This is a genomic window from Luteimonas kalidii, from assembly GCF_029887935.1.
Taxonomy (GTDB): Bacteria; Pseudomonadota; Gammaproteobacteria; order Xanthomonadales; family Xanthomonadaceae; genus Luteimonas; species Luteimonas kalidii.
In genome coordinates, this window is record NZ_JARXRO010000020.1 from 43,588 (window position 1) to 55,969 (window position 12,382).

At 72.2% G+C, this 12,382-nt stretch carries 12 protein-coding genes; all 12 read right to left on the reverse strand.

Annotated features, from left to right (window positions below; translation table 11 throughout):
• Nucleotides 1-19: 19 nt before the first annotated feature.
• On the reverse strand, nucleotides 20-1,186 hold the full coding sequence (locus QFW81_RS13670; RefSeq protein ID WP_280579539.1) for a flagellin: 1,167 nt from the start codon (nucleotides 1,184-1,186) through the stop codon (nucleotides 20-22).
• 156 nt (nucleotides 1,187-1,342) lie between these two features.
• Nucleotides 1,343-2,545 (reverse strand): flagellar hook-associated protein FlgL, encoded by a 1,203-nt coding sequence (gene flgL / locus QFW81_RS13675; protein WP_280579541.1) that lies wholly within the window; start codon nucleotides 2,543-2,545, stop codon nucleotides 1,343-1,345.
• 9 nt (nucleotides 2,546-2,554) lie between these two features.
• On the reverse strand, nucleotides 2,555-4,438 hold the full coding sequence (gene flgK / locus QFW81_RS13680; RefSeq protein ID WP_280579543.1) for a flagellar hook-associated protein FlgK: 1,884 nt from the start codon (nucleotides 4,436-4,438) through the stop codon (nucleotides 2,555-2,557).
• Nucleotides 4,439-4,441: 3 nt separating this feature from the next.
• The gene (gene flgJ / locus QFW81_RS13685) at nucleotides 4,442-5,542 is read right to left on the reverse strand and encodes a flagellar assembly peptidoglycan hydrolase FlgJ (RefSeq protein WP_280579545.1); all 1,101 of its coding nucleotides are present in this window, start codon (nucleotides 5,540-5,542) and stop codon (nucleotides 4,442-4,444) included.
• A 205-nt stretch (nucleotides 5,543-5,747) separates the two neighbouring features.
• A complete protein-coding gene (locus QFW81_RS13690) occupies nucleotides 5,748-6,809 on the reverse strand; it encodes a flagellar basal body P-ring protein FlgI (RefSeq protein ID WP_280580528.1) in 1,062 nt (353 codons plus the stop codon).
• 145 nt (nucleotides 6,810-6,954) lie between these two features.
• Entirely contained in the window at nucleotides 6,955-7,710 is a 756-nt protein-coding gene (locus QFW81_RS13695; RefSeq protein WP_280579547.1) for a flagellar basal body L-ring protein FlgH, read from the reverse strand.
• A gap of 8 nt (nucleotides 7,711-7,718) precedes the next feature.
• Nucleotides 7,719-8,504, reverse strand: coding sequence for a flagellar basal-body rod protein FlgG (gene flgG, locus QFW81_RS13700; RefSeq protein ID WP_280579548.1), 786 nt, complete (start codon nucleotides 8,502-8,504; stop codon nucleotides 7,719-7,721).
• A gap of 25 nt (nucleotides 8,505-8,529) precedes the next feature.
• The gene (locus tag QFW81_RS13705; RefSeq protein ID WP_280579551.1) at nucleotides 8,530-9,276 is read right to left on the reverse strand and encodes a flagellar basal body rod protein FlgF; all 747 of its coding nucleotides are present in this window, start codon (nucleotides 9,274-9,276) and stop codon (nucleotides 8,530-8,532) included.
• 125 nt (nucleotides 9,277-9,401) lie between these two features.
• Nucleotides 9,402-10,622 (reverse strand): flagellar hook protein FlgE, encoded by a 1,221-nt coding sequence (flgE, locus tag QFW81_RS13710; RefSeq protein WP_280579553.1) that lies wholly within the window; start codon nucleotides 10,620-10,622, stop codon nucleotides 9,402-9,404.
• A 47-nt stretch (nucleotides 10,623-10,669) separates the two neighbouring features.
• On the reverse strand, nucleotides 10,670-11,341 hold the full coding sequence (locus QFW81_RS13715; RefSeq protein ID WP_280579555.1) for a flagellar hook assembly protein FlgD: 672 nt from the start codon (nucleotides 11,339-11,341) through the stop codon (nucleotides 10,670-10,672).
• Between the two features lie 26 nt (nucleotides 11,342-11,367).
• Complete coding sequence (gene flgC, locus QFW81_RS13720; protein ID WP_280579557.1) at nucleotides 11,368-11,775, reverse strand: flagellar basal body rod protein FlgC; 408 nt, start codon at nucleotides 11,773-11,775, stop codon at nucleotides 11,368-11,370.
• 22 nt (nucleotides 11,776-11,797) lie between these two features.
• Nucleotides 11,798-12,160 (reverse strand): flagellar basal body rod protein FlgB, encoded by a 363-nt coding sequence (gene flgB, locus QFW81_RS13725; RefSeq protein ID WP_280579559.1) that lies wholly within the window; start codon nucleotides 12,158-12,160, stop codon nucleotides 11,798-11,800.
• Between the last annotated feature and the right edge of the window lie 222 nt (nucleotides 12,161-12,382).

Below are 12,382 nucleotides of genomic sequence, written 5' to 3' on the forward strand. Positions count from 1 at the left end.
GCCGCGTCCGCGCCAGCCATCAGCGCAGCAGGCTCAGCACGCCCTGCGTGGACTGGTTGGCCTGGGCCAGCATCGCCGTGCCGGCCTGCTGCAGGATCTGGTTGCGCGAGAGCGCCGCCGATTCCTTGGCGAAGTCCGCGTCCTGGATCCGGCTGCGGGCAGCCGACAGGTTCTCGGAGGTGGTCGACAGGTTGGCCACGACCGAGGTGAAGCGGTTCTGCACCGCACCCATGTCGGCGCGCGCGGTGTTGATGGCGGTCAGTGCACCGTCCATCGCCAGCATCGCGGCGTCGGCGCCTTCGGCCGTGGAGATGTCCAGCGAGGCGAAACCGGTCTGGGCCGTACCGGCGACGACCGTCGCGGTGCCGTCCGTCGCACCCGCGGTCACGCCGCTGACGTTGGTCAGGTTGGCCAGGGTCAGGGTCTCGTCCGTCGAGGTGATCGCACCGGTCGCGTCCATCGTCACGTTGGCCAGCGCGGTGTTGGCGGGCAGCGCCTTGGCGGCGTCGAACGCGGCGACGAGCGCGGCGGTGGCGGCAGCAGCGTCGGCCGCGCCGTCGGCGGTGGTGACCGTCACGCCGTTGATGTCGAGCGACACGCCGGTCGCGAACGCCGTGGCGGTCGCGGCGGCCGTGGTCTGCGTGTAGGTGGTGGTGCTGGCCGAGGTCCAGGTGCCGAGCGCGCTCGAACGCGCGTCGACGATGTTGGCGATGTCGATCGTCTCGCCCTGGTTGGCGCCGACCTGGAAGCTCTGGTTCTGGAACGAGCCGTCGAGCAGCTTGACGTTGTTGAAGTTGGTGGTGCCGGCGACGCGGTCGACTTCGGCCTTCAGCGCCTGGGCTTCGGCGTTCAGCGCGGCGCGGTCGGAGGCGGAGTTGGTGGCGTTGCGCGACTGCACGGCCAGCTCGCGGATGCGCTGCAGGTTGTTGCCGATCTCGGCCATCGCGCCTTCCGCCGTCTGCGACAGCGAGATGCCGTCGTTGGCGTTGCGGGCAGCCTGGTCCATGCCGCGGATCTGGGTGGTGAAGCGCTGCGAGATGGCGAGGCCGGCGGCGTCGTCCTTCGCGCTGTTGATGCGCATGCCGGACGACAGGCGCTGCAGGCTGGTGGCGAGGTCGGCGCCGGACGAGGTCAGGTTGCGCTGCGCATTGAGCGACATCACGTTGGTGTTGATGACAGACGACATCTGGGTATCTCCTGGAAGGTTGGGTCCGGCGGCGACGAGAAGGCTTAGCCGGCGTTCGCAGGGTGCTGACCGGGATTGGTCCTCGCCGCTGCTGTGATGGGTAACGGCGCCGGCCTGTCAAGCTTTAGGGCCGGGCGCGACCCAAACGAAAATCCGTTACATGCGGTCGAACAGCGACAGCCGCTGCACGCTGAGCATCGTCTTCTGCGCCGCTTCCAGCGCGGTGAGCTGCAGCGAGAGCCGGCTGGCGGCTTCCGCGAAATCGACGTCGCGCAGTTCCGACAGCGACTGCGTGAGGGTGAGGTCTCCGGCGCTGCGCGCGTCCAGCGCGGTGTCCAGCGCGGCCAGTCGCGAGCCGGTGCCCGAACGCAGCGCCAGCATGTGGCTCTGCGCGGTCGAGATGTCGCCGATCGCGGAACCGACCAGGTTGTCGCGTCGCGCGCGCTCGGCGGCATCGGCGACGGGCATCTCGAGTGCGGCGGCCAGGCCGTCGAGCGTGGCGAAGATGTCGCGCGTGGGCGCGGGTTCGACGGTGAACGTGTCGCCCGCCGCGGGCGCGCCGGTGAGCGTGAGCTGCATGCCCGCGGCGGAAATGGTGGCGCCATCGGTGTAGCTGCCGGTCGCGAGCTCGGTGCCGGACCCGTCGAGCACGCGCCAGGTCGTGGCGTCGGCGAACTCCACCCGCAGCGGCTCGCCGCCCCAGGCCGAGTGGTTGGCGATCGCGCTGGACTGCAGCACGCCGCTGCCGGTGTTGCCGGCCGCGGCGCTGCCGCGCACCAGGCCGTCGCCGGTGCGCACGCGCAGGAACACCTCGCTGCCCGGGTCGCCGTCGGCGACCCACTGGTCGGGCGCCACCTCGACCCGGTTGCGGCCGTCGTCGCCGGCATAGGAGACCGTGCCGGCGTTGTCGGCGAAGGGAATCACGCCGTCGCGCGAACCGCCGAACAGGCGTCGGCCGTTGCCGTCGTCGCGATTGGCGATCGCCAGCAGCTCGCTGCGCACCGCGCGCAGTTCGGCCGCGACCGACTTGCGGTCCTCCGCCGACATGCCGCCGCTGTTGGCCTGGATCGCGAGTTCGCGCGCGCGGTCGAGCTGGCTGCCGACGTCGGCCAGCGCCGATTCCTGCGAGCGCAGGCGGTGCTCGACCAGGGTGGCGTTGCGGTCCTGCTGCTGCAGCTGCGACAACGCGTGGTCCATGCGCTGCGCGCGGGCCATCGCGGCCGGGTCGTCGGCGGCGCGCTGCAGCTTGTTCTGGCTCACCAGCTCCTGCTGGGTGCGGGCCACGCGTGCCTGCTGCTGCAGCATGCCCTGCAGGCCCTGGGCGTACAGCGCGGCGGTGGAGATGCGCATGGTGCTCATCGAAACCCCTTAGCGGCGCACGGCCGACAGCAGTGTCTGGAACATCGAATCGGCGGTGCTGATGACCTGGGCAGCGGCCTGGTAGGCCTGCTGGAAGCGCATCAGGTCGGCCGCCTCCTCGTCCAGGTTCACGCCGCTTACCGACTCGCGTTCGGCCGTGACCTGGGCGTGGATCGCGGTCTGCGCCTCCAGGCCAAGGTTGGCGTGGCGGGCATCGGTGCCCACGCGCGCGGTGAACTGCGACAGTCCCGCGGTGATCGAGTGGCTGCCGCCGTCCAGGATCGCGCGCTGGTCGAATGCGCCCAGGGCCAGGGCGTTGCCGTTGTCGCTCGAACGCGGCGGCGTGCGCGCCAGGGTGAAGGCGTCGCCGGCCGACGGCGTGCCCTCGAGCGAGAGCGACCAGCCGCCGCCGGGGCCGGCGATCGGGCTGCCGGCGGTGTAGGGATAGGGGCCGGCGCCGTCGATGGTGTACTGGTTGGCGTCGATGAACTCGACCGTGGCGCCGGCGAATCCGGCGAAGGCCGCGGCATCGGTGACCTGCGCCGAGGCGGCGCGGGCGTTGCCCAGGTTGCCCGGATCGGCCGAGGCCTGCAGCGGCGAGGCCGCGGCGATCTGCGCGCCGTCGGTGAGCGCCACCCGCAGGCTGGCGGCCGCATCGGCGGTGGGGCGCAGCGCGTAGCGGTCGCCCGGCGCCGGGGTGCCGGCGATCTCGAACGCGACTCCGGCCACGCGGAACGGATCGGCCGCGGTGCCGCTGCCGGTCATCGGTACCGCCTCGCCGGTCTCGGCGCGGGTGGCGGTCCAGCTGCCGTCGAAGCGCAGCACCAGGTCCTGCGCCTTGAGCGCGGACGCATCGTCCACCCGCGCGGCGATCGTGGCGCTGCCGGTGTTGCCGGTGTGCGCGTCGACGCGTGGCGGCGAGAGCGCGAAGAAGTCCGCGCCGGGCGCGCCGGTGAAGTCCACGCCGGCGCGGTGGGCCTCGTTGAACCCGGTGGCGAACACGGTCGCCAGCCGGCCGAGTTCGGCGCGCGCGGGATCGAGCACGCGCTCGCGGAATTCGAACAGCCCGCCGAGCTCGCCCGAGACGCTGGCCGAGGGCAGGCGCACCTTGCCGCTGGGGCCGTCGAGCGCGAGCTGCTGGCGGTCGGGCCGCATCGGATCGGGCACGGTGCTCAGCTGCATCGCCTGCGCGCCCAGCACCAGCGGCTGGCCGCCGGCGGTGAACACGCTCATCGAACCGTCCGCCTGGACGACCGTCTCCGCACCGACCAGTCCGGCGAGGCGCTCGATGCGCAGCGCGCGGGCGTCGAGCAGGTCGGGCGCGACATTGCGGCCACCATCGAGGATCGCGCGGTTCAGGCCGGCGATCTCGGTCGCCAGCTGGTTGGCGTCGGAGACCACGGCCTGCAGGCGCTGGCCGGTCTCCTGCTCGAGCGAGGACAGTTGCCCGTCGAGCGAACGCCAGCGTCCGGCGAGCTGTTCGCCCGCGGCCAGCAACTGGCTGCGGGCGGTGGCCGAGCCGGGTTCGGCGGTGAGCGCGTCGGCGGCGGTGAAGAAGGCCGACCACTGCGACGCCAGCCCGGTGGCCGGATCCGACACCAGCGCATCGACCCGGCCGGCCATCGCCGACAGCTGGCCGAGGCGGCCGAGTTCGCCGCTGCTGTCGACCTGGCGCGCGAACACCAGGCCGTCGGCCAGGCGCTGCAGGCTGGCCACGTCCACGCCCTGGCCGATGTAGCTGTTGCCCTGGGCCTGGCCGGCGCGCGCGGCGAGGTCGACGCGCTGGCGGCTGTAGCCGGGGGTCGAGGCGTTGGCCACGTTGTGGCTGATCGTACCGAGCGCGCGCTGGAAGGCGAGCAGCGCGGAAGTCCCGGTGCCGAGCATGCCGGTCATGGCTTATCCCCTCGTGCCCGGGACGGTCGCCCGGGCGATGGTGGCGGCGCCCGCGGCGTCGATGGGTGCAGCGGGCGCGGCGCTGGCGTACTGCACGGCCGCGTCGGTGCGCGCCGGCATCGAGGCCAGCGCGCGGTTGAGCGTGGCGCCGTTGGCGATCGCGGTGATCTTCGCCGCGTACGACGGGTCGGTGGCGTAGCCGGCCTTCTGCAGCGCGCTGGCGAAGCGGTGCACGTCGTCGCCGGTGCCGCGCGCGGCGGCGTAGCGGTCCTTGCCGATCAGGCGGGTGTAGTCGGCGAAGCTTTCGGCGACCGAACCGTAGGCGCGGAAGTCCGCGCGCTCGTCGACCCGGCGCCCGTTGACGAATTCGTGGGTGCCGGCGTTCATGCGGTCGCCCTTCCAGCCGCCGGTGGCCTTGATCCCGAACAGGTTCAGCGACGAGCTGCCCTCGCGGCCGGCGAAGCGCCGGCCCCAGCCGGTCTCCAGTGCCGCCTGCGCCACCAGCGCCTTGGCCGGCACGCCGAGTTCGGCCGCGGCCCGCTGTGCCTGCGGCCAGATCGACTGCACGAAGGCCTCGGGCGAACTCGCGTCGAGCGGGGTGTCGGCGGCAAAGGCCGGTGTCGACAGGTCGAAGCCGGGATCGGACAGCGCCGGGCGCGGCGGCGCGTGCGCCTGCAGGTCCAGGCCCGGCATCGACACGCCGCTGCGCGTGGGCGCCAGCGGCAGCATGCCGGACGGTCCCGCAGGTGAAAGCGGCAGCATGCCGGGCGGCTGCCCGTGCGTGCGCAGCGGGATCGCCGCGGGCGCGGCCGCCGCGGGCGCGGTCGGGTCGGCGCCGCCGGCGCTGCGTTCGAGCTGGCGCATGATCATCGGCGCCAGCCCCAGGCCGCGGCCCTTCGACAGTTCGCGCGAGAGCTGCTGGTCGTACATGTCGCGATAGCGGGTATCGCCGCCCAGGCCGCCGTCGGGCGAGGCGCTGCGCATGGACTTGAGCAGCATGTGCGCGAACTGGGTTTCCAGCTCGCGCGCGGCCTTCTCGATATCCGCGCGCGGCGTGGCCTGCGTGGGCGAGAGTTCGATCGCGGTGGCGGCGGGCAGGCGCATCAGCAGGCAGCCACGCGGGAATGCGCAACGCCCCGGTGCGCCTGCGACGCGGCGGGCGTGCCCGGAGCGTGGGCGAAGGCGGTGGCGATGGCGGCGGTCCAGTGCATGTGGGCCAGGATGCAAGCCGCATGCCGGGACGCGGCGGGAACCACGACGCGAACCGGCGCGGGGCCGGTTCGCGTGGTCGTCCGCGCGCCGCCCGCGGTCATATGACCTCGAGCTCGGCGCGCAGCGCGCCGGCGCGCTTGAGCGCCTCGAGAATGGCGACGATGTCGCCCGGGGCCGCGCCCACGGCGTTCACCGCGCGCACGATCGACTCCAGCGACGAGCCGCCCTCGAACAGGAACATGCGTCCGCCGTCCTGGGTGACTTCCAGCGAGGACTGCGGCGCGACCACGGTGCCGCCGCGGCCGAACGCGCCCGGCTGGCTGATCTGCACGCCCTCGGTCACCGACACCGTCAGCGAACCGTGCGAGACCGCGGCCGGCAGCACCGAGACCTGGCCGCCCATCACCACCGTGCCGGTGCGGGCGTTGACGATCACCTTGGCCGCGGCCGCGCCGGGCGTGACGTCGAGCGCCTCCAGCTGCGCCAGGAAACCGATGCGGTCGCCGGGCGGCGGCGTGACCTCGATGGTGACGCCGTCCAGCGCACGCGCGCGGCCCGGGCCGAAGGCGGAGTCGATGGCCGTGACGATGCGCGCGGCGGTGGTGAAGTCGGACTCGCGCAGGTTCAGCGTCACCGGCAGCGCGGATCCGCCGCCATGGGTCGCACCGCCGGGCGCCGCGCGCTCGACGATGGCGCCGTTGGGAATGCTGCCGCCGTTGGGCGCATTGGTGGAGATGCGCGAGCCGTCGCGCCCGGAGGCGCCGAAGCCGCTGACCACCAGGGTGCCCTGCGCGATCGCGTAGACCTGGCCGTCGGCGCCCTTGAGCGGCGCCATCAGCAGGCTGCCGCCGCGCAGCGAACCGGCGTTGCCGATCGAGGACACGGTGATGTCGATGGTCTGCCCGGGCTTGGCGAAGGCGGGCAGTTCGGCATGGATCGCCACCGCGGCCACGTTCTTCAGCTGCGGGTTCACGCCCGGCGGCAGGGTCACGCCGAGCTGGTCGAGCATGGTCTTCAGGCTCTGCACGGTGAACTGGGTCTGGCTGGTGCGGTCGCCGCTGCCGTCCAGGCCCACCACCAGCCCGTAACCCACCAGCGGATTGCCGCGCACGCCGGCCACCTGGGCCAGGTCCTTGATCCGCTCGGCCTGCGCCGGCATCGCGAACGCGAGCGACGCGACCAGAACCACCGCGACCGTCGCCCGGACAAGGCCCGTGGCCCGGATCAGGCCAAAGGCCGCATCCGGGGTCTTCACCTGCCCCAACCACGCTTTCATCGAATCCAACCGGAACATGGCGTGGCCCTCAGTACGGGAATGCAGCGGAATTGAAGAACCGGGCCAGCCAGCCCATCGCGTTCGAGCGTGCCAGCGTGCCCCGGCCTCCGTAGAGGATCTGGGCTTCGCCGACGCGGTCGGACGTGACGCGGTTGTCGGGACCGATATCGGCGGTGCGCACCAGGCCTTGAATCTGGACCAGCTCGTCGCCCTGGTTCAGGCGCATCTGCTTCTGCCCGGCCACCCGCAGGTTGCCGTTGCCCAGGTCCTCGACCACGCTGACGGTGATGTCGCCCACCAGCTGGTTGCTCTGGGCGCTGTCGCCGGCGCCGGCGAAGTCGCGCGAGCCTTCGATCTCGGCCTGCAGCAGCGGCCGGCCGTTGTAGGTCACGCTCTGGCCGAACAGCGTCGGCGCGGCCATGCCGACCCCGCTGTCCTTGGTGACGGAGGTGCGGGCGTTGGTCTTGGCGCGGGTGTTTTCCACCAGCACGATGGTCAGCAGGTCGCCGACGCCGCGCGCCTTGCTGTCCTGGAACAGGCGCAGGCCGCGCTGGCTGCCACCGGCACTGGCGCCGGCGCTGGCGTAGATCGAGCCGCCGCCGTCGCCGCTGGCCGCAACCGCCATCGGCGCGGCCGCGGGGTAACCCGCGTAGCCCGTCGCAGCATGCGCGGGCACCGCGTAACCGGGCGCGCCGGCGGGCGGCGCGAACGGACGCGCATCGCCCACCACGGTGGCGCAGCCGGTCAGCGCGAGCGCGAGGCCAATGGACAGGAACGCTTTCATCGGCGTGCTCACAGTTTGTTGTTGAGGTAGGCGAGCATCGAATCGATGGTCGTGATCGCCTTGGCGTTGGTCTCGTACGCGCGCTGGGTCTCGATCATCGACACCAGTTCCTGGACGACGTTGACGTTCGAGCCTTCCAGCGAACCCTGCACCAGCAGGCCCATGCCGTTCTCGCCGGGCGCGCCGCTCTGCGCCGGCCCGCTGGCGCCGGTCTCGATGTAGAGGTTCTCGCCCTTGGCCTGGAGGCCGGCGGGATTGACGAAGTCGGCGATGGTCAGCGCGCCGACCTGCACCCCCTCGGCCTGGCCGGCGAGCTGCACGCTCACGGTGCCGTCGGCGCCGATGGTCACCGCCTGCGCGCCTTCGGGCAGCTGCAGGCCGGGCTGCACCGGGAAGCCGGAGTTGTTGACCAGCTCACCCTGGGCATTGATCTGGAAGCTGCCGTCGCGGGTGTAGGCGGTGCTGCCGTCGGGCATCAGCACCTCGAAGAAGCCGCGGCCGTTGATCGCCACGTCGAGCGCGCCGCCGGTCTGGCCGAGGCTGCCCTGGGCGAACTCCTTCGAGGTCGCGGCCACGCGCACGCCGGTGCCCACCGACAGCCCTGTGGGCAGGGTGGTCTGTTCCGAGGTCGCACCGCCCGGCTGGCGGGTGGTCTGGTACAGCAGGTCCTCGAAGCTGGCGCGGTCGCGCTTGAAGCCGGTGGTGTTGGTATTGGCGAGGTTGTTGGAAATGACCGCCATGCGCGTCTGCTGCGCGTCGAGGCCGGTCTTGGCGATCCATAGAGCCTGGGTCATGGCGGGTTACTCCGGTGGACGCGCGTCAGCGCGAGGACAGCAGGGTGTTGGCCGCACGGGCGGTCTCGTCTCCGCTGTGCAAGACGCGTACCTGCATCTCGAACTGGCGCGCGAGTTCGATCATCGACACCAGGCTTCCGGCCGCATCGACGTTGCTGCCCTCGCGCACGCCGGCGGTGAGCACGTTGCCGGCGGCGGGTGCGGGCGGCTGGGCGCCCGGTGCGGGGCGCATCAGGCCGTCGTCGCCGCGGACCATGTCCCGGGTCGCGGCCGCGACCACCTGCAGGCGGCCGGATTCGGCCATGGTCGCCATCGGCTGCCCCTGCGGCACCACCGACACGGTGCCGTCGCCACCGATCTCGATCGCGTCGCTCGGCGGAATCGCCATCGGCGCGCCGCCGGCGTCGAGCACCTGCAGCCCGCTGGCGGTGGTCAGCAGGCCGTTCTGGTTGAGTTTCAGGTCGCCGGCGCGGGTGTAGGCGACGCCGCCGTTGCGGTCCTGCACCGCCAGCCAGTGGCCGGCCTGGAGCGCGACGTCGAGCGGATTGCCGGTGGTGGTGAGCGAGCCCGGGGCATCGCTCACCCCGAGCGTGCGCTGCACGGTCGCCACCCGGGAAGCGAATCCGGGGCCTTCGACCGGAGCGGCGACGGTGCCGCTGAGCGTGGCCTGGAAGCCGGTGGTGTCGACGTTGGCGAGGTTGTGCGCGACCGCGGCCTGGCCGCGCAGGGTGGCGCTGGCGCCGGTCATCGCGATGTAGAGGGACTTGTCCATGCGGGCCTCGGTGCGGCGGTCGGTCGGGCGCGTGGCGCCCGTGTCCGGTGTCGCTGCAACATCCGTGCCGCGGCGACGCCGCCAGCCTCGGACGCCGCCGGCCGGAACCGGCGGCGCGGGCCGGATCAGCGGATGTTGATGACCGTCTGGGTCAGCTGGTCCTGGGCCTGGATCATCTGCGCGTTGGCCTGGAAGTTGCGCTGCGCCGTGATCATGTTCACCAGCTGCTCGGTCAGGTTCACGTTCGATGCTTCCAGCGCGCCGCCCTGGATCTGGCCGAACTCGGCGGTACCGGCGGCGCCGCGCAGGGCCTGGCCGGAGCCGAAGGTCTCGGCCCAGGCGTTGTCGCCGATCGGCTGCAGACCCTGCGGGTTGGCGAAGTTGGTCAGCGCGACCTGGCCCAGCGGATTCGACTCGCCGTTGCTGTAGCGCGCGCTCACCACGCCTTCCTCGGAGATCTCGATCGCGCTCAGGCGGCCGGTGGCGTGGCCGTCCTGCACCAGCGCGGACACGCCGAAGCGGTCGCCGTACTGGGTGGAGCCGTCGAATTCCAGGGTGATGTCCATCGCCGCCGCGCCACCGGGCGGCGTGAACGCGGGCAGCGCGATCTCGCCGTTGGCCGGCACCAGCAGTTCGCCGGTCGCGGAGTACTGCAGGGTCTGCGGACCGCCGACATCGACGCCGTCGATCTGGGTGTGCACGGTCCACTCGTTCGGATTGGCGGTGCGCACGAAGTACATCGACTGGGAATGCGAGGCGCCCAGCGAGTCGTACACCGTCACCGAGGTGGTGTGGTTGTAGCTTTCCGGATCGTTCGGGTCGAACGGGGTCGCCGCCGGCGCGGTGGCGTTGCCGGGCAGGTTGAGCCCGACGTCGACCTGCCCGGTGGCGCGCGGCGGGGCGTCGCCGGTGGCCAGGCGCAGGTCGGACATGCGGCCGGTGTCGAAGCCCTGGCCGCTGGCGTTGGGCAGGAACACCTGCAGCCGCTGGCCGGTGGGATTGACCACGTAGCCCTCGCGGTCGGCGCCGAAGTTGCCGGCGCGGGTGTACGACAGGCCACCGCCGCCGGACAGGGTGAAGAAGCCCTCGCCGCTCAGCGCCATGTCCAGCGACTTGCCGGTGTAGTCGACATTGCCCTGGGCGAACTGCTGCGCCACGCGCTGCAGCCGGGTGCCGGCGCCGATGGCGTTGTTCGACAGGCCGTAGCCGGACACCGCGAACACGTCGCCGAACTCGCCGCGCGACTGCTTGAAGCCGGCGCTGTTGGCGTTGGCGATATTGTTGGAGGTGATGTTGAGGTCGGCCGAAGCCGCGTTCATGCCGCTCAGCGAGATGAGGAAACTCATGGTGTGCTCCTGGGAAGGTCCGGCGCGCGCGGACGGGCGGGCCGGGGTCAGCCGATGCGATGGATCGCGGAGAGCGGCACTGCGCCCAGGCCCGCGAGGTTGAGGGACAGGCCGGTGGGTTCAATCGAGACGCTGTCCACGCGCGCGCTGGCGCGCACGTCGAGCAGGTCGGCGTCTGCCGCGGCGGGATCGCTGCCGCCGGTGACGGCGCGGAAGCTGTAGGTGCCGGCGGCGAGCACATTGCCAGCCTCGTCGCGCCCGTCCCATTCGAAGGGCGTAGCGCCGGCGGCGCCGGCTTCGACGGTCATGCGGCGCACGCGGGTGCCGTTGGCGTCGACCACGTCGAGCGTCACCGGGCCCGCGGAGCGGGCCGAAATCTCGCCGCGCAAGCCGGCGCCGGCGGCCAGGTCGACGGACTCGATGCCGACCAGTGCCTCACGGCCTACCAGCGAGGCCGCGCGCAGGGTCTGGTCGGATTCCATGACGCTGGCCATCGCCGCCATCGCGCCCTGCATCCCCTCGATGCCCTGGACGGTGGAGAACTGCGCCAGCTGGCCGAGGAACTGGTTGTTGTCGAGCGGCTTGAGCGGATCCTGATTCTTGAGCTGTTCGGTCATCAGGTGCAGGAAGTCGGCCTGGCCCAGCGCGGTGCTGCGCGGCGCCTGCTGCTGGCCGAGGCCGAGCGAGGCGTAGTCGGTGCCGTTGGCGATCGTGGTCATCGGGTGTCCTCGTGGCGGGCGCGCGCTCAGCGGCCCATGTTCAGGGTGGCCATGGCGAGTTCCTTGGCGCTGTTGAAGACCTCGACGTTGGCCTGGTAGCTGCGCGAGGCGGAGATCAGATCCACCATCTGCGCCACAGGATCGATGTCGGGCGCGTACACGTAGCCCTCGGCGTCGGCCAGCGGGTGGCCGGGCTCGAAGCGCTTGAGCGGCTGCGCCGTGCTGTCGTTGACCGCGTCCACGCGCACCCCGGCCAGCGCCGGGTTGCCGTCGATCGGGGTGGCCGAGAACACCGGCTGCTTGGCGCGGAACACCTCGTCGGGGTTGCCGCTCACCGAGTTGGCGTTGGCCAGGTTGGAGGCGATGGTGCTCAGGCGCACGGACTGCGCGTTCATCGCCGAACCGGCGACGTCGAAGATCGGGAGGTTGCTCATGGGCGGGCTCCGTTCACGGCGTTCACTGGCCGGTGATCGCGGTCAGCATGCCGCGCACCTTGGATTCGACGAACGACATCGAGGCCCGGTATTCCAGCGTGGCCTGGGCGTAGACCGCGTTCTCGCGGTCGCCGTCGACGGTGTTGCCGTCGAGGCTGGGCTGGGTCGACACGCGTGCGTAGCGCGCGCCCTCGGCGGCCCCGGTGATGGCGTCGCCCGCGGCTGCGGACGCCGGGTGCAGCGCCGCGGACAGGGCGCTGTTGAAGTCCAGGTCCACGGCCTTGTAGCCGGGCGTGTCTGCGTTGGCGATGTTGGCGCTGAGCAGCTGCAGGCGCTGCTCGCGCAGGGCGAGCGCGGTGCCGTGGATGCCAAGGAAATCGGACATGGGCCCTCCGTGGGGCGGGATACGCCCGGGAAGGCAGGCAAGCGGCGTGCCAGCGCGGCGCGGTGGCGGCTACCCGACGCGCGTGCCGACTCCGCCATGTCCGCGCCGGGACGCGGGCGCGCAGCCCGGCGGACCTCGGCCGGCATTGGCCGCGGCACGGCCGGCAGTCGGGCGCCCGAGCCGATGTCCTCAGGGTCTTCCGCGCGTGCGTGGATGGCCGCG